The sequence below is a fragment of the Cohnella silvisoli genome, assembly GCF_021190915.1.
GTDB lineage: Bacteria > Bacillota > Bacilli > Paenibacillales > Paenibacillaceae > Cohnella > Cohnella silvisoli.
Window position 1 is genome coordinate 329,982 of sequence record NZ_JAIOAP010000005.1, and the last position, 24,695, is coordinate 354,676.

Annotated in this window: 21 protein-coding genes; 7 read left to right on the forward strand and 14 right to left on the reverse strand. The window is 46.2% G+C overall.

Features of this window, described 5'->3' with window-relative positions; translation table 11 throughout:
• Window positions 1–483: 483 nt before the first annotated feature.
• The 4 genes from K7P76_RS12505 to K7P76_RS12520 form a co-directional block, all read right to left on the reverse strand.
• On the reverse strand, window positions 484–4,260 hold the full coding sequence (locus K7P76_RS12505; RefSeq protein ID WP_232185622.1) for a KAP family P-loop NTPase fold protein: 3,777 nt from the start codon (window positions 4,258–4,260) through the stop codon (window positions 484–486).
• Between the two features lie 630 nt (window positions 4,261–4,890).
• Window positions 4,891–5,730 carry a sulfurtransferase gene (locus K7P76_RS12510; protein ID WP_232185623.1) on the reverse strand — a complete coding sequence of 280 codons (840 nt, stop codon included), beginning with the start codon at window positions 5,728–5,730 and terminating at the stop codon, window positions 4,891–4,893.
• A 39-nt stretch (window positions 5,731–5,769) separates the two neighbouring features.
• Entirely contained in the window at window positions 5,770–6,960 is a 1,191-nt protein-coding gene (locus K7P76_RS12515) for an MFS transporter (RefSeq protein ID WP_232185624.1), read from the reverse strand.
• A 116-nt stretch (window positions 6,961–7,076) separates the two neighbouring features.
• On the reverse strand, window positions 7,077–7,709 hold the full coding sequence (locus tag K7P76_RS12520; RefSeq protein WP_232185625.1) for a DUF975 family protein: 633 nt from the start codon (window positions 7,707–7,709) through the stop codon (window positions 7,077–7,079).
• Window positions 7,710–7,938: 229 nt separating this feature from the next.
• On the opposite strand from K7P76_RS12520, the gene K7P76_RS12525 reads away from it, so the two are divergent.
• The 7 genes from K7P76_RS12525 to K7P76_RS12555 all read left to right on the forward strand — a co-directional run bounded on the left by K7P76_RS12525 (window position 7,939) and on the right by K7P76_RS12555 (window position 13,059).
• Window positions 7,939–8,229: a hypothetical protein gene (locus K7P76_RS12525; protein ID WP_232185626.1), complete on the forward strand. Its 291-nt coding sequence runs from the start codon at window positions 7,939–7,941 to the stop codon at window positions 8,227–8,229.
• Complete coding sequence (locus K7P76_RS12530) at window positions 8,199–8,417, forward strand: GNAT family N-acetyltransferase (protein WP_232185627.1); 219 nt, start codon at window positions 8,199–8,201, stop codon at window positions 8,415–8,417. Before K7P76_RS12525 ends, K7P76_RS12530 begins: the two co-directional genes overlap by 31 nt.
• A gap of 102 nt (window positions 8,418–8,519) precedes the next feature.
• Window positions 8,520–8,723: a DUF378 domain-containing protein gene (locus tag K7P76_RS12535; protein WP_232185628.1), complete on the forward strand. Its 204-nt coding sequence runs from the start codon at window positions 8,520–8,522 to the stop codon at window positions 8,721–8,723.
• A gap of 187 nt (window positions 8,724–8,910) precedes the next feature.
• Window positions 8,911–10,449, forward strand: a complete 1,539-nt coding sequence (locus K7P76_RS12540; protein WP_232185629.1) for a spore germination protein — start codon at window positions 8,911–8,913, stop codon at window positions 10,447–10,449.
• A gap of 30 nt (window positions 10,450–10,479) precedes the next feature.
• Window positions 10,480–11,688, forward strand: coding sequence for a Ger(x)C family spore germination protein (locus K7P76_RS12545; protein WP_309244759.1), 1,209 nt, complete (start codon window positions 10,480–10,482; stop codon window positions 11,686–11,688).
• 14 nt (window positions 11,689–11,702) lie between these two features.
• On the forward strand, window positions 11,703–11,942 hold the full coding sequence (locus K7P76_RS12550; RefSeq protein WP_232185630.1) for a hypothetical protein: 240 nt from the start codon (window positions 11,703–11,705) through the stop codon (window positions 11,940–11,942).
• Window positions 11,943–11,958: 16 nt separating this feature from the next.
• Window positions 11,959–13,059, forward strand: a complete 1,101-nt coding sequence (locus K7P76_RS12555) for a GerAB/ArcD/ProY family transporter (RefSeq protein WP_232185631.1) — start codon at window positions 11,959–11,961, stop codon at window positions 13,057–13,059.
• 80 nt (window positions 13,060–13,139) lie between these two features.
• Here K7P76_RS12555 and K7P76_RS12560 read toward each other — a convergent pair whose 3' ends face one another.
• The 10 genes from K7P76_RS12560 to K7P76_RS12605 all read right to left on the reverse strand — a co-directional run bounded on the left by K7P76_RS12560 (window position 13,140) and on the right by K7P76_RS12605 (window position 24,671).
• Window positions 13,140–14,462 (reverse strand): family 16 glycosylhydrolase, encoded by a 1,323-nt coding sequence (locus tag K7P76_RS12560; protein ID WP_232185632.1) that lies wholly within the window; start codon window positions 14,460–14,462, stop codon window positions 13,140–13,142.
• A gap of 27 nt (window positions 14,463–14,489) precedes the next feature.
• Window positions 14,490–15,764 (reverse strand): glycoside hydrolase family 16 protein, encoded by a 1,275-nt coding sequence (locus K7P76_RS12565; protein ID WP_232185633.1) that lies wholly within the window; start codon window positions 15,762–15,764, stop codon window positions 14,490–14,492.
• Window positions 15,765–15,809: 45 nt separating this feature from the next.
• Window positions 15,810–16,460 carry a hypothetical protein gene (locus K7P76_RS12570; RefSeq protein WP_232185634.1) on the reverse strand — a complete coding sequence of 217 codons (651 nt, stop codon included), beginning with the start codon at window positions 16,458–16,460 and terminating at the stop codon, window positions 15,810–15,812.
• Window positions 16,461–16,644: 184 nt separating this feature from the next.
• The gene (locus K7P76_RS12575; protein WP_232185635.1) at window positions 16,645–17,934 is read right to left on the reverse strand and encodes a class II aldolase/adducin family protein; all 1,290 of its coding nucleotides are present in this window, start codon (window positions 17,932–17,934) and stop codon (window positions 16,645–16,647) included.
• Window positions 17,935–18,076: 142 nt separating this feature from the next.
• Window positions 18,077–19,786: a sensor histidine kinase gene (locus tag K7P76_RS12580; protein WP_232185636.1), complete on the reverse strand. Its 1,710-nt coding sequence runs from the start codon at window positions 19,784–19,786 to the stop codon at window positions 18,077–18,079.
• Window positions 19,783–20,589, reverse strand: a complete 807-nt coding sequence (locus tag K7P76_RS12585; protein WP_232185637.1) for a response regulator transcription factor — start codon at window positions 20,587–20,589, stop codon at window positions 19,783–19,785. Before K7P76_RS12585 ends, K7P76_RS12580 begins: the two co-directional genes overlap by 4 nt.
• A 115-nt stretch (window positions 20,590–20,704) precedes the next feature.
• Window positions 20,705–21,550, reverse strand: a complete 846-nt coding sequence (locus K7P76_RS12590) for a carbohydrate ABC transporter permease (protein ID WP_232185638.1) — start codon at window positions 21,548–21,550, stop codon at window positions 20,705–20,707.
• Window positions 21,547–22,431, reverse strand: coding sequence for a carbohydrate ABC transporter permease (locus tag K7P76_RS12595; RefSeq protein WP_232185639.1), 885 nt, complete (start codon window positions 22,429–22,431; stop codon window positions 21,547–21,549). The genes K7P76_RS12590 and K7P76_RS12595 overlap by 4 nt, the downstream gene beginning before the upstream one ends.
• A gap of 73 nt (window positions 22,432–22,504) precedes the next feature.
• Window positions 22,505–23,836 carry an ABC transporter substrate-binding protein gene (locus K7P76_RS12600; protein ID WP_232185640.1) on the reverse strand — a complete coding sequence of 444 codons (1,332 nt, stop codon included), beginning with the start codon at window positions 23,834–23,836 and terminating at the stop codon, window positions 22,505–22,507.
• Between the two features lie 229 nt (window positions 23,837–24,065).
• Entirely contained in the window at window positions 24,066–24,671 is a 606-nt protein-coding gene (locus tag K7P76_RS12605) for a Uma2 family endonuclease (protein WP_232185641.1), read from the reverse strand.
• Window positions 24,672–24,695 lie beyond the last annotated feature (24 nt).

Consider the following 24,695-nt stretch of genomic DNA (forward strand, 5'->3'; position numbering starts at 1 on the left):
GCTGATCTTACAATTGTTGATTTCATGTTGATTCAATAGGCTCACGTCCAAAACGTGTTGACTTGTAAAGGAACGAAGAAGTCGGATATTGCCATAGTTTTATCAATATTTACAAACAAGAGCCGGTCAGCCACTCTTTCGAGAGGCTCCCGGCCCTTGTTGTCTATATTATGGTACGGGCATGTGCTCAGTTCTACCCTATACTCTCAGTAACTTCATCAGCCACATGTTGACTCCTTGTTGACTTGGAACTCTTTAAGACACCCGAAGTCGCCCACTTGCCCGCCATGTTCAGTATTCAGAATTAATACACTGTTATATGTTTTTCGGTTCTTCTTCATCCCCCGTCGCAACCGGATTCCCCGCATAGCTAATCCAATCGCTCCAATTACGATTGTTACTTATAATATGGTTCTCTACGCTGTATGTAGCGGCAAGTTGGACTTACCGAGTTATTAATTCAAATCAATACAGGAATGAATCTCATTTTGCCAGTTCGTCAAAAAGTTTCAATTTTTCTTCATTCTCCTTTAATAGTTTCTTGAATGGTTTCGTCCAGCGTAGCTTCATGACAGTACTAACAATCGAATTCAAAATGGATTCACTAGTGGTCTGCGTAAAGCCTGAATGTAGTGAAGTAATAAACTCATCTTTGACGGTATTGCGCATACTTCGATCCAGTACTGATAATGTCGAAATAATCTTAACAACCTTATCTGGCACATTATCGTGTTCCAAACTTAAGTTTAGTGTTTTGACATACAACGCTGTTGATTGGGTTGAATTGTATTTCTTTGCGTAGTCAACAATATTAACGAGAGTATCTATACTTGTTGCAGTGTCAAGTTTTTCGCTTAGAGCCGTAAATACATCATCAAACGAATGCTTAGTGAGCTTAGCAAATACTTCTTTCAACACAGTAAACTCTTCCTCGATATCGAACAATGGCAACGCTTCATTCGAAACCTTATCAGCATCCTCGTAACCGTTAAAGCATTTTGCCATCACATCAATCAATAGGTTTCTATCTGTCGCGCTATTGTTAAGAGCGAATACAGTCAATTCTTTCATATCGGAGAAATAACTAAACGAATTTTTGAGAGTTTGCAATACCATATTCGGATTTGCTGATTTCTCCAAATGCGATGTTAAGAACTTGCGATAAACAGTTCTTTCCGTAGCCCCCGTTGGACGCACATTGTCATTGTCCATTAGTATTTTAAGTGCTTGATCAAACTCACTGTCTGGGATATTCGTCGTAAGAAGCGGAAATACTTTAGCGAATCGTTCTTTTGATAAAACTCCAGTCAGTCTCTCAAACGCATATAAACATTTCGCACGTTGAGAAGGGAATAGATTTATGAGTTTATCAACGTAACCATCAATGAGTTGTTGTTGAAGAAAACTTTTAATTGATCCAATAGCTTGTGCTACAAATTCAAAATATACATAATGACAATAGTAATTTTGATTATTGTTAGTTTGTGACAAGAGCGTATTTACTGCAAGATTTTCAAAATTAGCTTTGTAACTATCGTCCGATGCAAGTACAGATATTACAGCCAACTCCCGTACATAATCTTCGCTTGCCCCATACTGCGTTCTCGCGCCAAGCTGATTAAACAATTCGGCGCGGACATCCTCTGTAAGATAATTACTTATTTTCCCAAGAAGCTCATCGTTATTTTCATCCGTAAATACATCTATCACAAGCTTGCTAAGTGTTGCATTAATTTTAGGGAAGTAGCCGCTCTTTCCCAAGTAAACCAACACATCATCCATTAATGCTGAAGTCGCATAATTCTCGGTAAATTCCGTCATAGCCTCTGCATTCTCATCATCGACAATATATCTTAGCTTACTAAGCAATTTATGAATATTTTTAGAGTTTTTATCGTATTTGTGGACGATTAACTCATTAACAATGTCTGTTGATAGTGATTCGTCAAATTTTGAACATAGTTCCACACTAAACATATCATTCAGAATTTCTAATAGCGGTGGTAGTTTGAACAATGGGATGACACAATTAATAATGGCGGAATAGTCTGCAATGCTTGTTAGCGTATTGAAACTCTTTTTTAGTGTTTCGACAACATCAACTTTATAATCGTTTTCGTCTGTGATATGAGTGCACAGCTTGCTAAACCAATCGACTCCCCATAGCGTTGCGAACAAAGAACTATCTGAGTAGTCAAGCAGAGGAAGTATGGAATTGACAGATATTTTATCTTTGAGGCAACAAATATTAGTTGCATGTTTGATTAAATCTTGTGCATTGGATGATAGAAACCTGTACTCAGGAATGAATGTTTTTAATGCGTTAGTAATCACTTGCTCATTTACACTTTTCTCATCAGCAATTGCTGAGAGATATTTCTCTATTAATGCCATGCCGTATTCATCTCGCTCCGCTTGTTGAGCAACATATAGGACATTATCCGGCGACAAGGAAAGCGAAAATTCTGTAGCATCTGTATCAGACTCAATAGAACGTTCAATAAGTATGTTTGCAAGGGGAGTAGTATATACATCGTCTACGAAAGACACGATTGGATAGGCTGCTTGTAATGGTAATTCTGTAGCTGCACATTCTGAAATGTACGAGATTACCGCCTCAGCTATTTCTGGCTTTTCCCCGAGCATTGTTCTTAACGTTGATTCATTACCGCTTTCTAATGCGGCAATGGTTCTACGTTGTTGTTCATCACCTGTTTTGATACTGATCGCATCTTGTGCCAAGTAGAGGAACGGTGCGATATTATCAACACTATATTTTGCTCTACTTATAAGGAAATTGAGTAGCGGCTCGTATATGGGCAACACACTGTCAACGGTGTTCTTATTACCGTCTTTGATAAATCTATAATAACCTTGTAAATCTGCTGGAACATCTGTCTGTGCATTCTGATTTTGAACTATTTCCACAAAACGGGTGACATAAGAAAAATCTTTGAATAGCAAATCGTAAAAGTGATTGAAATCTGCTTGTAGAACGGATAGTTTAGCAATTTGTTCAATACCGCGTTCTCCAGTCAAAAGTCCTTTTTCCACTCGCCCTGATTCCTCGCGTTCGCGTGCAATAAGATAGTTGTTCACAAACGCATTAATAAGTTTTTTAACTTGGCGTGGCGTTGTAACATCTGAGTGGATTAATATTCTGCTCACAAGTCGATCAAAGGTTTCTTCGGGGCAATTGTCAGCAATAAAGTCAGGGATTTCCCGCTTGACAAGGTTCATCGTATATTGCTTTATATCATATTTTAAGAGTGGAGGTAGATAGACTTTAAACTGAAATAGCTTATCCAGAATTAATTCACTTTCAATTACATCGCAATCTTCACCAAATTGCGTTTCACGTCGTTTTTCCAATGCACTTTTGATTATTTCATCGTCAAACGGAACAACAAACACACAATTTGGTAAGTTAACAAATGCTTTGATTGAATCCAGCGCTTCAACAATTTTATCAAGCCCTAACCGGTCAAGGTCATCTATGACAGTTACGATTTTCAGGTCAGGATTGTTTTTGAGCTTGTCAGCAATCGAGTTTTCAAGAAACAACTCGTAATCGTCCGCTGTCTCTAGCGGAAAGTTGAATTCAAACTTTTTTGGTTCTTTTTTCCGGTACTCACTGTGCAATGCAGTTAACAAAGCAATCAAAACAGGCAACAGCAAAGTCGTAGAAATATTTTTGCCATAGCTTAAAATTACTTTCCACCAAAAAAGCGAATTAACGGTAACATTATTGGTATGAGCCTGAATTAGCTTGTAGCAAGTAAATCCGACAGCTGTAAACAATACTAGGCCCAATATAGGTAAACCATACTTACGAAACGTTTTCCCAACAGTCACCCACCATTTCGTTTTTACACCTACATTTGTAGGTGATACGGTATTATTAATCAGATCAGAAAATGTCCGTTGTATTTCGTGAAAACTTTTTAATTTCTCACCGCTTATACCTTGCCATAACTGCTTCAAGAATACACGTCGCAACGATTCTTTTTCATACTTCCAAGCGTTGATTTCTTGAAAAAGATAGGAGCCACCGCCTCGCAGCCGGTTTCTAACGAGGTTAATCAGCGAGGATTTACCTAAGCCCCACTTCCCAATGATGGCAATATTGTACGGAGGCTCGTTTGAATCCAATATGCGTTCAATTACTTTCGATATATCCGAATAATTAAATAAGTCGTCATCAATTCCGTTTACGGAAGCATCCTTAATGAAGTACTTTTTCATTTTCAATTTCCCCATAATATGCTGCTCCTATTTTGTGTAATATGTTTTAATTGAGGGGGATTTCAATCCAAAGTGTGATCGATTCTTTTCTTGTAATCACGTCCTTTGGTCTGAATGCACTGTCAATACTCATATTAACTCTCGTAGTAGTAACGCTTGCCGGTCAATGCATTGAGGAGTAAGTGTCGGATTATTGCTCTACTTAGATCTAATTCCAATTTATATTATAAGTTCGACTTAATTCCACATTATTCCTTTTTATTTTCAAAATTGAAATTTGATCTTTTATTATAGTCCCATAAACCACACTCCAGCATTCTTGCTCAAATAGAACGGTCTGCTTGTAACAGAACAACACACTCGTTGATCCTGTGTTGAATGGTTTTCTCGTTTCGTTATGTTGTTGATTCATATTCTGGGCCGGGATTGCTGCCACAAAATAGTGGGTATTTCTGGCCCTTTGTTTGTCTGTACAAGGCATTGAAGAGTATACGAGCGAGCATTCGGTATGACCCATTTTGTAAGTATTTTCAGAGACCGCTTGTTGACTCCGTGTTGACTCTGGATATAGAAAAATACAGAGCGATGGCGATCATTCCACCATGCTCTGTATTTAAGATCTACACACTGCTATTCATCTTTCCGCTATTCCTCATCCCCCACCGCCACCGGATTCTCCTCATAACTAATCCAATCGCTCCAACTCCCCGCGTACAGCTTCACGCGGGTAAACCCCGCTTCCCGCAACGCCAACACGTTGGGCGTTGCCGTAACCCCCGAGCCGCAGTATACGATGATCTCATCGTCCTGCGACAAGTCCGCGAACCGCTCGCGCTGCTCGTTCGCGTCTTTCCACGTGCCGTCGGCCCTCCGGCCCTCGGCCCAGAACAAGTTCCTCGCGCCCGGAATATGTCCGGCCACCGAATCAATTGGCTCCACCTCACCGCGGTAGCGCGGGCCGTCGCGTGAATCCACCAACACGACGCCCGGCTTCCCGAGCTTCGCCTTTACTTCCTCCATATCCGCGAGCATCTCCCGACGCGGATGCGGAACGAACGTCTTCGGAAAAATGACCTTCCGCTCCGAAGACACAGGCAAACCCGCCTTCTGCCATGCGGAGAATCCTTCCTCCATCACGTAAACCGCTTCATGTCCTAAATAGCTCAGCATCCACCACAATCTTGAAGCCATGGCTCCGCCTTGGTCGTCATAGGCCACAATCCTAAACTCAGTTCCGATGCCCGCTTCGCCAAGCCGTTTCGCAAGCTTAGCCACATCCGGCAACGGATGCCGCCCTCCGTGCTTGCCGACAGGCGCGGACAGGTCGTGTTCCAAGTCTAAATACACAGCACCCGGGATATGAGCTTCTTCATAAGCATTACGCCCATCGTCCGGCTTTCCTAGTTGGAACCTGCAATCCACGATAAGCAAGTCCGGTTCATATAGACGGGCTAGCAACCATTTTACGGGGACAATATGCTGCATAATTGGGTAACCACCTTTACTAAAATTATTTCCCTGAAATTATACAGAGGCCTCCGCAGCCCGCTGCACCGGCTTAGCCGCCAGCAGAGCCCAGATGATAATCCCAAGCATGCCTACCGCAATGGCGGCAAACAACCAACGAGTCGCATCCGTACCGTTTTCGTCCAGAAACCAGCCCGTCAATCTTGGCATTAACGCCCCGCCAATTCCTCCGAAAGCCATTAATAAGCTCGTCGTTCGCTCCGTCATGCCAGGGGCCATCCGGTTGGTGAATACGAGCGCAATGGCAAACATCCCCGACATTGCAAGCCCCGCGCAGAAAGTCAGTACGAATGTTGCCCATACGCTTTCCAGTCCACCCATTAGAATGAACAACACAGCCGCAGCGATACAGGTAACCAGCAAATAAGTACCTCCGCCCCAGCGGTCTGCCGCCTGACCGGATACGATTCTCCCAAGCACGATAGCTCCCCAGAAAATACTAAGCGACAAAGAAGCGGTTGAATCCGAAAGACCGTTATTAATGACAAGCAATGATGGCAAATAATGCGTGAAACTCATCTCTAATCCGACGTAAAAAGCGAAAAACAACGAACAAGCCGCAAGAACGATCCTAACCCGCCAACGGTTGTTCGTATTCGGAGATAATCTGGCAGCCTCATCTGCCGCATGCCCGCCCGGGCGGTCTAATATTTTCGGCCACATTAGGGTCCACATAACCAGCGTAATCGCCGCAATCACTCCAACGACTATAAAAGCTGCTACCCAGTGCCCGCTGGAAATTAACGCCGAGCCCGCGAACGGCATGAGCAACGCCCCAACCCCGAAGAACACTTCAACCCTGGTCATCGCAACGTTGGCATTCCCTACCGCGGATCCAATAATGAAAGAACCGACGACCGCTTCCGTCGTGCCGAAGCCAAAACCGGCAAAAGGCCCTACGGCAAGCATAACTTCCCATCCTGGCTGGAAGGAATAAATCGTTTGCGTAATGACCATTAGGGCAAGCACGGACAGCAATAACATCTTTTTCCCTATTCGCCCGATGAGCCAAGGCGCCAGCATGATGCCGACCATCCCGCCCAGAAATTGGTTCATGACCAACTGACCGCCATCGCCGTACTGTACGCCATATGCGTCAACCATCGGTTCCATGATCGTACCGACGACCAATTGCCCAAGCCCGACTGCTAAATATGCTACACAACCCAAGAAGACTAGCCGAGCCATTATTCCTATCCCCTTCATGCACATGAATTTGCTACTTCCTTACTATACCATGTTGGGGAAATAGGAAGAAGAATGCCGAACCCCTGAAGGCTCGGCATTCTTCTTCATTTCATTCCTTAAATCGTAACGCCGCCATACGGGTTAGGTGGAGGAGGAACCGATGTCGAACGATTAATGAGTCCATCATGGAAGTGCCCTAGCGCGGTGTAGAAATAAGGAGCTAACCATAAGAATCCGATGCCGAAAGTAATCGCGCACAGAAGGAACCACCCGATGAAAGTAAGCACAAGCACGAACAGTCTTCCTTTGTGCCCGACCATCAACGCCTTGCTGCGATTAATCGCTTCAAACGCCCCGATTCCCGGATTGTCTCTTAGTATGTAATACGCTTGGGAATAACGGAAAGCCGCAATGATTCCTGGTATGACTAACAACAGCGTCCACAAGATGGTGAAGATAGCTATTAGCAAACTCAGGATGAATGTTTGTACGAATTTTTCGAAGCCGCTAAAGAGAGTTTCCGTCGAAGGGTTCTCGCCGCGTGATAGCATCAAATAGTACGATAGAAGTCCGTAAGTCAAAGCGCCCGATACCAGAAAGCTCGCAAGCCAACCAATAAACGGAATGAGTGAGAAGCTTCCAAGTGCGAGTGTAATAACATAATACAGTAAGAAATGCAGTACCGCGGGCGTCCAGTTACCCGATAGGCTTGCTCTTGCTTTCGCGCGAATCTCAGCACTTGTAAGCACTTGTTTAATTCCACCTTTGTAAGTAGTGAACAGCAAATACAATACATGAATACAGAGTCATTTTACCTAAAAAGTCTATTTCTTACAATAAACAATTCGACATAATCTGCAAAATTTACTGCATGCCTTCCCTACGCAATGATATCGCCATATCTCCCCATCCATTATAATAGGAACAGTTAAGATTTATGTACGGAGAGGATCGGTTGTCATAAAAAAGAAACCCCTTTTGATATTGGATGCCTTGACTGAGGGAGATGGGCGAGAAATCTGCGAATGGCGCTACCCCGCGCCTTACGATCTGTATCGGTGGCCTTCATGGGAGACGATGGTCAAACAGGGCCGAGAGTTCGGCGATCCCCAAATCCGTCAGGTCCAATATTTAGCCGTTCGAACCAAACGGGAGTTTGAATTAGAGCAACTCGTCGGGTATGTACAGTTTTTTCAGATGGACCGCACGCTGCGGATCGGGATGGGCTTGCGCCCGGATTGCTGCGATCGGGATGGGGCGCCGCTCTGACGGGATTAGCCGTTCGTGAGGCTGCCCGCAGATTGCCCGGTGCCGAGATTGATCTTGAGGTAGAGAAATGGAACAAACGCGCCATACGGGTGTACGAGAAAGCTGGGTTTGTCATTACGGACGAATATGAGCGCAGAGCTTCGCACGGAACCGTCAGCGTGTTCTGCATGGTGTGGCATAACCAGTGAACGCCTTTCATACAACTATAGTAAACAACTAAGAATTAGCTGCACTGTTAGGCAGTTTTACCAGAAAAGGGTGTGCAACCCCAATAAGGAGGCTGTTTCTGAATGAAGGCGCTAAACGTCATTAGCCTAATTCTCATTATCCTCGGTGGTTTGAACTGGCTCTCGGTCGGCTTGTTCGAGTACGACGTCGTCAGTGAAATCTTCGGGGCGGCGGACGATGTCGGTTCGCGAATCGTGTACACGATCGTTGGCCTCGCCGCGCTCTACGCACTTGCGCTTTTCCCCAAAGTATCAAGAGACGATTAAAACGATGACTCGATGACTGCTAGACCCTCCCGGGCGATATGCTCGCTTCCGGGAGGGTCTAGCAGTCTTTTTTTCTTTTTCACGATTGCTTAAGCTTTCGATTAACTTAGAGTTATTTACATAAGTTTAGTTGCGGGAAGTTTGTCCAATACTGGATCATAACACCGTTGCGAGAGAAGGAGCATTCATGGATAACCCTAATACGTCCTTCCAAACGTTATTCGATAACCTTGAACAAAATCTTCGGCAGATCAAGCAAACACTTGGAAACAGCGGCGACATCGTGATTAGGACTATCCCGTTAAGCCGGCATGGAAAGCGGATGATCACGCTTATCTACATCGACGGGATGGCAGATAAAAAATTAGTTAACGATTTCATCGTGGAATCGCTGATGTCAAATTCCAATTCCGCCGAAGACAAAGATGATCTCGATAAAAACGGCTTCGAGGATGATGTGCAAAGCCTTAAGAACAGCGTTCTTGCATTGGGCAGCATAAATGATCTGACCGATTTTGAAGCGGTGTATAACGCCGTACTTTCCGGAGATACGGTTATTCTGATCGATGGCTATACAGCGGGAATGTCCGCCGATACCAAAGGCTGGAAGGATCGCGGCGTTACGGAGCCGGCTTCGGAAAATGTCGTGCGCGGGCCGCGGGAAGGCTTCTCGGAATCGATCGGCATCAATATTGCTTTGATCCGCCGCAAGATTAAAAGTCCGGATTTACGAATGGATAAGAAACAAATCGGCCGAGTGACCCGCACGGAAATCGGCATTATGTATGTCAAGAGCATCGCGAACGACAAGATTGTTAAAGAAGTGCATGCCCGGTTGGACCGCATCGATATCGACGGAATTCTGGAAAGCGGGTATATCGAGGAATTGATACAGGATTCAAACTTCACTCCTTTTCCTACCGTCTTCAACACCGAGCGGCCGGATGTGGTTGCCGCCGAGCTTCTGGAAGGCAAAGTCGCCATACTTGTAGACGGAACCCCGTATACGCTTATCGTCCCCGCGCCGTTCATTTCTTTCCTCCATGCTGCGGAAGATTATTATCAGCGCGCGGACATCAGCAGCTTCATCCGGATTCTTCGTTTCATGGGGATTTTTATCTCTCTGTTGGGTCCGTCGCTTTATATCGCCATAACCAACTTTCATCAGGAATTGTTGCCGACTCAGCTGCTGATCGGACTAGCGGCGCAGCGTGAAGATATACCTTTCCCCGCCTTCATCGAGGCGTTCATCATGGAAGCAACCTTTGAAATTTTGCGCGAAGCGGGAGTTCGTATGCCAAAGTACATCGGTGCGGCTGTCTCCATTGTCGGCACGCTGGTTATCGGGTCAGCCGCCGTCGAAGCCGGAGTCGTTTCCGCGGTTATGGTAATCGTCGTATCGCTTACTGCGATTTCCAGCTTCGTTATTCCCGCCTATAATGTAGCCATCGCGTTTCGCATGCTTAGATTCCCCATGATGGGATTAGCCGCTTCCTTTGGATTATTCGGAATTATGTTTGGGATTATCCTCCTTATCCTGCATTTGTGCAGCCTGCGTACGTTCGGGGTACCGTATATGTCACCGTTTGCCCCTCTTACCCCTGCCGATCAGAAGGATACGTTGGTTCGATTTCCCCATTGGTTAATGCGAACACGTCCCCGACTCGCGAATCAGAAAAATGTGAACCGTTTGAATCCCGCGCCTTCCCGGAAATCCAGGGAGTAAACTCGTGACATTCCTATGGAGGGGCGAATCTTGAATAGACGGTATTTTATTTACATGTTCATAAGCTTGGTATGGGTTTCTTTTCTGACCGGCTGCTGGAACCGCAAAGAGATGAACGAACTTGCGATCGTACTTGCGGCGGGCATCGACAAAGTGGATGATCGTTACCGGTTTTCCGCGCAAGTCGTTGATCCCGGGCAAGTGAGCTCCAGAAAAGGGGGAGGGGGAGGACGCGCTCCCGCAACATTATATACGGAAGAGGCTGATACCATATTTGAAGCGGTTCGGAAAATAACCCGAATCAGCCCGCGCAAACTTTATTTTTCCCACCTCCGCATATTCGTCATCGATGAGTCGCTCGCCAAAGAAGGAATGGCGGAAGTTTTGGATTTTCTGAACAGAGATCATGAGATTCGATCCGATTTCTACATTGTAGTGTCGAAAGGGGTAAAAGCGGAAGATACGCTGAAAATTTTGACAGCCGTGGAGACGATCCCTGCCAATCAATTGTTCTCGTCCCTTGATGCATCGGAGAGAAACTGGTCGCCAAGCATGACGGTAACCATAGATAGTTTGATCGACGATTTGATCAGCGATGGCAAGAACCCCGTCTTGACCGGACTTCGAGTCGTTGGAGAACTGGAAACGGGAAAGTCGAAGAGAAATGTCGAAAACATCGATCCTCCCGGCCGCCTGAGATACTCGGGGCTTGCGGTTTTCAAAAAAGACCGGTTAATCGGCTGGTTAAATGAAGATGAAAGCAGAGGATACAACTTTATAATGGACAACGTGAAGAGCTCGGTAGGCAACGTTACTTGCCCTGGCGAGGGAAAAGTGATCGGGGAAGTCATTCGTGCCAACACCGTAGTGAAAGGAATGGTCTACAGGGGGCGGCCTCAAGTCAATATCAACGTGCGGATCGAGGGGAACGTGGGTGAGGTCGAATGCGCCACACTTGATCTGACAAAGAAGGACACGATTAGGGAACTGGAAAAGAAAATGGGCAAGAAGATTGGCAAGTCAATGGAATCGGTCATCGAAAAAGCACAGAATTCGTACAAGTCCGATATCTTCGGATTCGGTAAAGCCATACGGAGGTCTAACCCAAAAGCTTGGAAAACCTTAAAAAAGGGTTGGGACGAAGAGTATTTTACCGATTTAAGGGTGACGATCAACGTTGATTACAAAATTCGCGGTACCGGAACGATGGGCAAATCGTTTCTCAATGAAATGAAATGAAGGAGCGGAGCGCCATGTTGAGAATTGCGGGAATACTGGCGGTTGCTGGCTTCATCGTCGCATTAGAAATTCCCGGTCTTATGAAGAAAAAGCAGAAGAGGGAACTGTGGGCGTTCTCCATTCTGCTCATGCTAGGCGTCGGATTCGGTATGATCAGTATACTGTTAAATAACGTTCCCAGTCCGTTATCCGGCATAACATTCGTATTTAAACCGCTCAGCGATATTCTATCGGGCATTGGATTAATAAAGTGAAGATGAGGAGATGACCATGGTTGAGCAGCAGACAATATCCGCACGCCAAATGACGATCATTACGATTTTGTTTTCGACCGGCAGCGCTATTCTGATCATTCCATCGGACATGGCTTCGATGGCCAAGCAAGATGCCTGGATTGCCGCCCTTGTAGGAATGGGGTTTGGATGTTTCATCATATGGCTGTTCAATGCATTGGCGATTAGGTTTCCGAGGATGACCCTGGTCGAAATCGCGGAAGCCGTGCTTGGCAAATGGCTTGGAGGAGCTCTTATGCTGCTGGTCATGATATCTCTACTGATTAGCGGTTCCGGTGCCGTATTGTATTTTGTTGGAAACTTTATGGTCACCCAAATGATGCCTGAAACGCCGATACAAGCTTTTAATATTCTTTACGCGGTCATCGTGGTCATAGGCGTGCGACTTGGTTTAGAAACGTTGGCCCGTTCCGCCGAAATCCTGTTTCCATGGTTTATTCTGCTTCTTGTCTTATTTTTTATAGTAGTCGCTTTCAAAATCAAGCCGGAAAACATCCAGCCGATCATGGAGAACGGCATAAAGCCCCTGTGGCCGCCCGCGCTATCCTTGATTTCTATTGTGTTTCTGCCCAGTATTGTGCTATTAATGGTTACCTCTGATGTGAATCAACCCAAAGAAGCACGTAAAGCTTTATTCAAAGGCAGTTTATACGGCGGAATGATTATTACCGTTATAACCGGTATGGCCACTATGGTGTTAGGACCTGATTTAGCTGCAAGAAGCATGTATGCAAGTTATCTGCTAGCGCAAAAAATCAGTCTCGGACATTTTTTACAGCGAATTGAAGCCATCGTAGCTGCAATATGGTTAATAGCCATCTATTTCCGAATAACGTTTTATTTCTACGCGGTTGTGCAGACCTTGGCACATATCCTCCGCCTTAAAGATTATCGGCCGCTTGTTCTGCCGTTAGGGCTCATCCTAGTCGTATTGTCCGTCGTAAATTATCCGAATGTTGCTTATATGCAAGATTGGGATAATCGGATATGGCCGGCTCTCATGTTGGCGAACGGGCTGTTCTTTCCGCTGCTGCTGTTCGTTGTGTCTTTTCTTCGGAAGAAACGGACAAACCGTTGAAGCGTAAATCCGCCTGTTAAGTCTCAAGACGGCACACCTGCTAGCGCGCCGTCTTGAGGGACGAGAAGAGCTTAGTTGCACTACTGAACTGGAACAAACTCCCACTGCGAGCTCCAATAAGTAGAGGGAACCGAGCCGTACTGAGCATAGCCGAGTTTGTTTTCGTTATGAACATAACCCGTTGAATTCTTCAACCTTTTATAAACGGTATCTTTCACATTTTCTAATGACCATTGAGCGGTCAACCATCCCGTCTGCGCTTGCCCATACTGAACGTATCCTAAGTTATCTTCGTTGTGCATATATGAGCCAACGCCCAACTGACCTAAGTATCTGTTTTTAAGCCTGAAATGTCCGTCTCCTGTGTTCTCCATTTTCCACTGCCCGCTCCAGTAAGCGGAAGGAACCGAGCTAACCTCGACTTTCCCCGTTTGATTTTGAACGTTCAAATATTGGCCCGTCCACCTATTCTTGATCAAATAGTATTGGTCGACGGGTTGATAAGCTCTGAAATAATCAATTTCAAACTGTTTCGGATACGTATAATTGGGGTCAAAAGGCCCCCACGGAAAGCCGCTGGCATTCTCATTCTCATAAATATTGATAATATGAACCATCGAATATTGAATGGACTTATTTATTGTCCTCACTAACACGTTATCTACATAAAATTTAAGCTGGTTTGGCGTCCACTCGAAACCATAAATATGAAATTGCTTTGCATCGCTTTGAATCGTATCGAAATAATATTCTTTCGATACTGTCGTGTCGTCCCACGCATGTACACCATGACCGAGCAGGAAGGAGCTGGAAGCCATTTGCCCTCCCGGCGCTTCAATGATGTCGATTTCCGCACTTTTCTCCGGCGAAGTTTCATATCCTACCATCCACCAAGCCAGATGATTTCCGCTTCCGATATTCCCTTTGGCTCGAAGCTCATAATACCCGTAAAGTGATTCAAATTTTAATCCATTCTGCTGTGTTTCCAGAACCGTATTGTTGCCTTTGAAGTTGTGAAGTCCCTCCGTGCTTCCAAGAGGGCCTGCATATTCCCCGCTCATAATGGCCGACGACTTAATTACCCCGTCGAAAGGACTCCAGTATTGCTGATCCTGATCGATTCTTAATACTAGACTGCCGTTGTTGAAATTGTATCGAGGCGCCGCTTGCGTTCTGTTGCTCCAGTGCGGCAGATAAGCGTCTACCCACTTATTGGTATCGATGCTTGAGCCGCCGAATTCATTGTTGAAATAAAGCTGGTATCCCGGTTTGGCCAGTGGATTCGGAGGGAAATCGCCGACTGCCGCATTAGCCTGTTTGGAAGGAAATGAAATTATTGTTGATAGAACAAGAACGACAGCGAAAAACCAAAGCGCGATGAACCTAATGTTTTTCATCATCATGATGAGATCAGTCCTTTCTATAAATGTTTAATTAGACGCCGCCTCGAATGTCCACTGGCTGGTCCAATAAGTGCTGGGCACCGTCCCATATTGGACGAACCCGGTCAACTGTTCGGTGTGCATGTAAAGTCCCGTATCGCGATTTTTCAAACGGATATAACCGGAGACGTTCTCCTCCGTCCACTGACTTCGCCAAGCGGTAGCAGCAACATTTGAATACTGAACATTACCATTCAAATTCTCGGTATGCATATACTCCCCGGTCCATCGATTTTTATAGCGGATATATCCACCGGAAACCGATTCTTTGGTCCATTGGGAACTCCAATAAGAAGCCGGTACATTGCCGTATTCCACCTTGCCTGTTTTGTTCTGGATGTGCATGTACTGACCCGTCTGACGGTTTTTGATTCTGTAGAACGGAACCGAATACCCGCCATCCTTCTTCCATACCCTTAAGTAATCCACGTTCCAGGTTTTGGGCCATACATTGTTATGAACGCCGGATCCGGCATCGGTATAAATCCCCAGAATCATGCCCATATTCATCTGTGGAGCGGCATTGATCGTTTTATACAACTGGTTGTCGTAATAAAATTTCAAGGAAGTCGGCGTCCAATCCATGGCGTAAATATGATATTCCTCCGATGGAGTGCCGCTAGGGACAGGATCTTCGAATCCAACCCATGAACTAAGGAAATTTGGATCGCCCCAACCATAGGCCGCGATTCTCCAGGTCTGCGGTTTGCTAAAGAAAGTTTCCACAATATCGATTTCCGAATTAGCCGAGTTGCTGCTCGTATCTCCCGTGCCGACCATCCACCAAGCCTGATGCCCTCCGCCGCCGACGTTCGACTGCTTGGCCCGGATTTCAAAATACCCGTATTTCGTGCTGTATCCGTTAAAGTCGGGTTCGTGATGGTCGTTAGGCATCGAACCGTTGAACTTGTGCCACCAGTCCTTCTCATAGGTCTGGATGCTTGAGATTTTCACCGTGCCGTCATACTGGGCATTCCAGGCGGGAGTGTCGGCTTCTAGACGTTCGGTGAGCACGCCGTCTGCAATCGTGTACCGTGCCTTGGCATTTTCCCTCGTACTCGTCCAATGGGGAAGATAGTAGTCCAGCCATTTGCTCGTATCCAATGCGGATCCGTCGAACTCTTCCTGAAAATCGAGCGTATAGCCTGACTTGGCTGGTGGATTTGCCGGAAAGTCGGCTGCAGCAACGCTTTGCAGCGCCATCGGCAGCGTTAAAACAAGCATGAGAACAAACGATAATAGAGCCCTGCTTTTCGACATCATTTTATCCCTCTTTTCTTGATTTGTGATTTCGATGCCATGAATTCGTCATTTCCCAGGTGAAGACGGTTTTACAACAAAGGGGCCTTTATCGATCCGCGCGATTTTCCATTCCGATCCCTCCTTCACAAGGTCGACGATTCTTGGCTGCACGTAGGCTTGTCCGAGCTTGAGCTTGTATTTATCCATATACTCCTGAGAACACCGTTCAATCACGATCTCGCTCTCCGTTTTGAGACGGGCCGTCTTGAAATTTCGATGGAAAGCCATCTCGTACCAGGCCAGTCTGTTCAGCTTCAATACGATCTCGTTGTCCTTGTACATCAGAAGCAGCACTTGAGGGTATCCTTCCTGGTTAAGCTGCTCCTTAAATCCTTGGGAGTAAAACCTGAACTCATCTTTCACGTTCAGTGACCGATAATTGAGGTTATCGACAACGTCGGAATGAAGCACCATCAGCTTGTTAACGCCCATCACTTCGGGATCGTCATCCGGAAGATTCCTAAGCTTCTTGCCGTTCTCGTCAATGACAAACCATAACGTCTGACTTTCCCGTTCCTGTTGCTTTCTGGCTTCCTCATCCCTATTGATGTTCGAATCCGACGATTTCGCAGCTGCATCATTACTGATCTTGCAGCCCGTCAGAAAAAGTAAAACAAAGAGTGACATCGCGGCCACGGCAGCCTGCCGGCTTGTCATTATCGCACCTCCTTTCATAAGTAAGCGCTTGCAGATATAATGATAGATCAATTCGCGATTCATTCTATCTGATATTTTTGCGATTCCTCTCAAAAAACGGCTGGAAAATCAAAAGTGCAACAATAATAGACCGGCATAAGGTATATGCCGGCTCAATTATTGCACCCAGTATTTAAAGACATATTTATTCCAACTTAAACGCGACCTCCAAATCACGAATCCTGCCGTCATCTATGTGGACGATATCTCCGAGCGCTCTGGAGGCAAGAATCGATTTTGCACTGTACTCCGCAACCTCCAGCCTATCGAACGTGTTGAGCAACCCTTGCCCGGTTACCATCACGCAATTGTTTTTCACAATAGCGATCGGGGTGGTTTTGACAAAAACCGCGGCTGTCTCTTCCGGCTCGTTGTAAACGGCGTCGAACCGCAGCTTCGGCGTGCCCCGAAGCAAGATGTAGCTCTCCGGGATAGTCCTGGAATCGAAATCCATGTCCGTGACGGCAAAGGCCATGATATTCGGAGGATGGGCAATGATAATAGACTCCACATGCGGCTGCTGCTTGTAAATGGCTTGATGGAGAAGAACGGACTTGCTTGGCGTCTTCCCTGCCTCCGAGCGTCCTCCCTCGATACGTACCAAGTCTTCAGGGGTCAGGTAATTTCTATCCTTACCGTATGGCGTAATCAGAAAGTTGTCCTGATCCAGCCTCTGAGAGAACGTGCCTTGCGTGCTTGTGAATAATCCCTGAAGATAGGCCCGTCGAATAAAGCCGCACATTTCCTGCCGCGCTTCCCTCTCTGCGACCGGACAGCTTATCGGAGTATAAGAGTCTAACGCAACCATGCCTTTATTGCGCACCGTATCGTAATCTTCATCGGTCAGCAGCACCGGTTTTCCGATTCGCCGGGCTTCGATTTCCAGTCGGGCGCAGAAATCCAATGTTTCGAATATGCGGAAAGCCTCGAATAAATCCTTCCCCCCGACCACAACGCCGTGATTTTCCAACATCACCGTATTGATCCCTTCCGCAAAAACTGCCGCTATATTCTCCCCGAGCTGTTCGCTCCCAGGCAGCGCATAGGGAGCCATGCCTACCCTTCCGCATATCTTCCGTTCGTTCGGAAGCAGCCTCGTATCCGGGATCCGCCGCACGATGCTGAAGGATACCAGTGCCGGGGGATGAGCATGGACAATCGCATTCAGATCCGGTCGGGTACAATAAATCAAACGATGGAATGGAAACTCGCTAGACGGTTTATGAATGCCTTGCACCCTTCCATCCGCTTTCACGCAAACCATATCCCGGCGTGACAGCGATCCTTTATCTACGCCCGCCGGCGTAATCCAAATGTCTCCATTGTCATCCTTAATGGACAAATTGCCGCCCGATGTTGTGGTCATGCCGTGCTTGTATATCCGTTCCATGATGAGTAGGAGCTGATCAGCGGGATGCACGTAGTCGAATTGCATAAGTTTCCCTCCATCGTGATACGCGTATAATTTTGAATATTTTGTATGTCTTCATACTAACATTCTACCGGGGATTTGCTGTGACAAACCTCACTATGGCAAACAAAAAAGACCGGTTGCCCGGTCCATTTTCGCTTTTAGATTATAAATAGCCATCAACCGGAATCTCGATGATCACCTTGGTGTAATCGCCTAACTCGCTCTCTACTTTAACCCCATATGCTTCACCATAGTACAGCCGGATTCTCTCATGGACGTTGCGCAGGCCGTATCCACCTCCAACAACCTTATACAGTTGTTCGATTTCATCCTGAGTCATTCCTTTTCCATTATCCATGACGACAAAACGAATGGTGTCCGAATCTATCGTGACGGATATCGTCAAGACACCGCGTCCGCTTTCCTTCTCGTCGATCCCGTGAATAACCGCATTTTCCACGATCGGCTGCAATATAAAATTAAGCGTTCCGTAGGGCTTGGCCTCTTCTTCCACGTCAAAGTCGACTTCGAATTCGTGATTGTGCATGATCAATTGAATATCGAGATAGGCTTTGACGTTGGCGATCTCTTCCTGCACCGATGTGATTCTCATCCCTTTGTTCAGGCTGGTTCGGTAAAAGCGGGACAAGGAATTGGCGATTTTGCTAATTTCCGGCGAATCGATCTGAATCGCTTTCCAGTTAATCGTCGATAATGAATTATACAAAAAATGCGGATTGATCTGTGCTTGGAGCGCCTTTAGCTCAGCTTCTTTTTCCATAACCCTGGCTTGATCCAATTCCTGAATCAATCGCTTTACTCTATAGACCATCCGGGCGAAACTTTCCGTCAGTTCTCCGATCTCGTCTTTGGAGGAGGAAACGATCGGGATGTCGAAATCCCCGTTCTCCACGATATTGATCTTTCTTTTCAGCGTATAAATGGGTCTAACCAGCGTCCTTGAAAACAACCAAATAAACAAGACCAAGATAAGCAAACAAGCGAGCACAATGGAGAAAGTGGCCTTTATGATGCTGCTCGTATTCACGATAAACCCTTTGACCGGCGTGAAATCGTACAAGGTCCATTCCGTGTTGCGCAAGTCTGCTCTACTCAGAATATAGGATTGTCCGCGGATACTGATTTGATCTTGATCGGTATCTCGGATTCGCAGCAAATCTTCTTCGCGAAATTGATCGGTTCCTAATTCGGTGTAAATCGTGTGTCCGCTCTTATCCGCTATGAGGATTCTTTCCTGTGGAGTACGGCCGGCTTTTCGTTTCTCAAACAGCTTTTCATAGTTCAATTTGAGATAAACCACACCTGTAAACATAGTGTTGTCGTAATTCAATATTTTGCGTACGGCAAACAACGTTCCATTCTCGTATCGCCATAACGTCTTGTTGCTTGCTTTCGCTGCGCGGTACCAATTCGAATTTTTCACGCTAGCGCTGGGATAGACGAAGTTGCCGATCTGCTTGGCCGTAAACTCCGAATAAAAAGCGATATCCGAAATTTCCTGATTAATATAGATGTAATACCAAATCGTCGGTTCGATATTGTCGTTTAACTCTTTCGTATACCTGAGAATGTCGTCCCCCCATTCATACCCCGTCACTTTTTTGACCGTCGGATTAAAGACCATGAAGTCCATGAAGTTTCGGGGCTGGGACATTTTCTCGTCGATATGAAGAGCCATCTGTTCGACAGTATTATTCAAGCCTAATCTGGCTTGTTCTTGCAAGTAATTTTCTGCAGTATTGTAGGAGTACATGCCCAATGCCACGATTGGAATAATGATAAGAATCAAATAGGAAGCAATCAGTTTCTTTCGCAGCTTCCAGTTCCTGAAAAATTCCAGCGCCTCGTTCACCTCGGCCTCACCTTCGCTCTAAATTGGGTAGGAGTAAGGCCGTAATGATTTTTGAACGCCATCCCAAAATAAGAAGCGTCGGAAAAGCCGACCATGCGGTAAATATCGACGATCTTATAGTTCTCCTCGCAGAGAAATTCTTTGGCTTTCTCCATTCGGTAGTGATTGATGTGCTTGATCACGCTTGTTCCCGTTGCTTTCTTGAAAATATGGCTCAAATAACTGACCGACAGATGCACCCTCTTGGCCAAATACTCCAGGCTTAAATCCCGTTCGTATTCCTTGGCAATAATTCGGATGACTTCTTCGACCGCCCGAGCATGAAGCTCCGAATCCGCAATGCCGTTCCGGAGCTCAGTCGCACGCTCTGTGACGGCTGTATCTTCCTCTGCATCGGTAAGACGGAGAAGCATTCTGTCCCTCTGTTCATCCTGCTTGCATAGCTGAATTACTTTCCTTAATGAGGCTTCGAATTCATTCGGTTCGATCGGTTTCAACAAATACTCGGCCACGTTGATCAGAATCGCTTTCTTCGCGTATTCGAATTCTCCATGCCCGCTTAGAATAATGACTTTTAATGCAGGCTTGATCTCCTTGGCTTGCTTGGCCAATTCCAGTCCGTCCATGAACGGCATCTTAATGTCGGTCAATAACATGTCGTACGCGTCTTGAGAAAAGAGTTCGAGCGCATGCCGTCCATTGAAAGCCATGCTTACGCGCAGCGGCAACTCCAATTTGTCGATAAGGTACCGGATGCCTTCTCTTTCGTTTTTGTCATCGTCGGCCACGAGTATGCGATACATGAAATCCCTCCCCGATAGAAATATTGTAGCACGATCCGTTAACGATCATAGTACAAAAAGCAGTCTTCAAGTTGGAAGACTGCCGTTAAAACAATGTCCTTGACTCTATTGAAACTCAACCCTTCAATGCGCCGGCCGCAACACCTTTAATAACATATCGCTGCATAATGAGATAGAAGAACATAAGCGGTGCTACGCCAAGCAGCAGCATCGGAAACAAGCTGGTCCAGTCGACTGAGAATTGCCCGATATTGCGATATACTTCAAGCAGTATCAAGCTGTTCTCTCTTGACTGCAGGAATAGCAGCGGATTCAAGAAGTCGTTCCAAACATTAAGGGTAGAGAGAATGGCTACTGTGGCCGTAACCGGCGTCAAAAGAGGAAAAGCGATGAACCAGAACGTCTTCTGGACGGAACAGCCGTCGATGAACGCTGCCTCTTCCAACTCGATCGGAACAGAAGCGGTGATGAAGCTCTTGAACAGGAAGAGAGCGACGATCCCTCCTCCGCCGATATTCACGCAAATGACGGCGAGCAAGGTGTCCATGATTCCCAGCGAATTGATCAATTTGAAAAGGCTCACCAATCCCATCTGGAACGGTACCATCATGCCCGCGAGGAAAAAGTAAAAAATGGCGCGGTTGACCGCATGGTCCCTTCTTGCCAAGCTATAGGCCGCCATCGATGAGAACAGAATAATGCCTGCTACCGAACATACGGTTATGATCGATGTGTTCATAAGCACTTTCGGATAATTCATGGCATTCCAGGCTTCGTAATAATTACTTAAGGTAAAATGGAATGGAAGCGCCAACGGATGGAAGGTCGCCTCGTCGGGCGATTTAAAGGTAGTGACGATCAAGTAATAGATAGGGATAACAAACAGAATGGCCAGCAAAATCAAGGCCGCCTCCAGTATCCATCCCTCTCTGCTTTTGGTTATCCGTATCGCTTTATTCATGCGATTTTCTCCCCCCACTTCCTTAAAAATTGCATGAGGAGCATAGTGAGAAGCAGAACCGCCACGAAAAACACAACCCCAAACGCTGCTCCGTACCCGTAGAACCCTTCGCTAAACGAAGTCTTGATAAAGGCTGTCATGATGGTCTCGGTTGCGTTGCCGGGACCGCCGTTCGTCAGTGACATAATAATATCGAACACCTTCAGGCCGCCGATCATGGCGGTTATGGCAACTACGCTGACCGAAGGTTGCAGCAAAGGCAACGTGATTTTCCAGAACTGATGCGAAGCAGTCGCTCCATCGATTTCTGCGGCTTCGTAGTAATCCTTAGAGATGCTCTGCAGATTCGCCAGGAATATGACCATCGCCCACCCGGTCCATTGCCACAATTGCGTAAAGACGACGGAGTAGAGAGCTAGGTCGGAGTCACCCAGAAAGTTGATCTTGGACAGACCGATTGAGGTTAATCCTTGGTTGATCAGTCCGAAATCCGAAGTCGACATTAAGTAATTCCATAAAAATCCGATAACTAGGGGGCTGAATACGGCCGGCAGAAAAAAAACGGACCGCAGAATATTCCTTGTCTTTAATTTCTTATCCAGCGCTACTGCCAGGAGGATGCCGAATGCGGTTTGAAAAACCGTCATCAGAAGCGCGTAGACGATGGAATTTTTGATTCCGTATAGGAGCAGATCGTTATCCCAAATCTCTATATAATTGCGCAAACCGACATAATCCAGATTCGTTTGCTTCGATACGGAATAATCCGTAACGCTATAGTAAAACATCGTCACAAAAGGATACACGCAGAACAAAACATAGAAGAGCAGGGCCGGCAAAATGAACATCCCGTAATTGATTTCCCTTTTGGTCCGGTTCACTCAATCGACCAACCTTTCGATACATTTTGCGGCAGTCGCGGAAATGATCGCGGCTGCCGCAAAATGATTGCGTTTATGGATTCAATTTAATTATCCTTGCCGTTTGTTTGTCCGTAGCTTTCAGCACGGAAGATACATCGCTCTTACCGCCAAGCAATTCCTGCAAACTCTTGCCGTAATCCTGGATAACGCCCGAGACGTTGCCGCCCCAATTGTTCCAAGGCGCATACACATTGCCCGCTTTGAACGTTTCTTTAACTCCGTCGAATTCGGCCGGCATTTCGAAGTCCGCACCTTTCAAGTAGCTGCTTCCGCCCTGATTATTCTCCCAGAATGCCTTCTGTCCGTCAGTAGTAGCGATCAGATCCATTACCTGCATTACGGCATCCAGATGCTTCGAGTTGGCATTCGCCGAGAAGCCTACGCCGGGGCCGCCGATTAACCAGCCTGGACCGGGTTTAGAACCATAGAAAGGAAACATGTCCAATTGGATGTTCGGATTTTTCTGCTTGATGGTATCCAAAGCCCATGGGCCGGACTCCCACATAGCCGCTTTGCCTGTAGCAAACTCATCCAGAGCCTGATCGTAGTCAATACCGAGCATATCCTTCGTGAGATAGCCTCGTTTGATCAATTCGCTCCATTTCTCCAACCCTGCATTCCAATTTCCTTCGAGCGTAATTTCTCCTTTGCCATACTTAACGTCGAAATCTTTATTTTCCGGGAGGGAGAGAAACTCGTTCATAATCAAGCCCATGGAGGACTTCATCATCGGTTCAAAGGATTTCGCGCCCATGGCTTGCGGCTTAATTCCGTTTTTCTTCAGATCTTCGTGCAACTGCAGCTCTTCTTCAAACGTGGTAGGCGCTTTCAAGCCGTATTTCGCAAATATCTCCTTGTTGTAGTAGATGCCTTCGAACCAGCTGATTCCCGGAAGGGCGACTAATTTGCCATCGACGGAGTATACGCTTGTGCCGGCTTCGTTAAAGCGATCGGCCAGAGTGGACAAGTCCGCCAAATAGCCCAATTTGGAATACTGGGATGCAGCGGGAGGTCCGATCGAGATAATGTCCGGTCCCGAGCCCGCGGCTAACTGAGTGCCCACGATATTATCGTATTGCGAATTTTCAATGAACTGATATTCCAATTCGATGTTCGGCAGCTTCTGTTTGATGAGATCAAGCAGATTCTGTACGGTGCTCTCTTTGTTCCAGTAGGCCATGCGTATTTTGACCTTTTCCGCCGGAGAGGCCGACTGCGATTCGGATGGCGAGGCGCTCTGGGAGACGCTTGCCGAAGTATCGGCTGTTGCGCTGTTTGTTGCGTTGTTCTTGCTTGTCCCGCAGCCCGCAACTCCGAAAGCGAGGATAAGCAGCGTGATCCATAAAGCTTTGAACCGTTTCAATCCAATTCCCCCTCATATTATGTGTCCGGAGTTATGGTGCCTGGCTCCTTGATCTTTATTATAGGCAGTGTATATCTGGGTCGAAATCTGATATTTTTTAGTTGTCTATAAAGAAACGGTTTTTTTCTTCGTTATGAGCGGATCGTTTTGGCTGACCGCTTGGATTAGCCAACATAAGAAGCCTCCAATTCCACGCTGACCGTGGTTTTGGAGGCTTTTATTTCTTTCATTATTGTTTAATATCTGGAAACACACGACTCATATCGATGTCAATGCAAGAGAATAAAGGTGAGGTCATCCGATCGAAAATGATGTATGTTTCAAAAAGGTCAAATTTGCCCTTATTCAGGATAAACTGATCAATCGTTCGATGAACCGGGTCAACGATCCAATATTCTTTTACACCATAACGTTCAAATTGACGCTTCTTGCGAACTTTGTCGTTGTTGCTTGTCGATGGCGACAATATTTCCACGACGAGGTCCGGTGCGCCTTCGATCCGCTTTTCCTTAATGATCGCCGCATTCTCGTGAAGGATATAAACTAGATCGGGTTGAAACTGATTGTCCGCATCCAGGTATACGTCTATCGGAGAGTACAGAATCGTCCCGTTTGCGTGACAAGTATGATACAACATAATATGTAACGATCCTGAGATTTGCTGGTGAGTCACTGTCGGCGCAGGCTTTAGCTCATAACGAATTCCTTCCACGATCTCGTAGCGATCCTCTTCCATTCCAAGAAATTCAGATTCGCTTTCCCGATAAGGTTCAGTCTGCTCCTTAACCCGATCATTCTCATGACTGCGATCCTCTTCCTTGCGGTTTTTCGACATAGCCTCGCCACCGCCTTTCCAGCT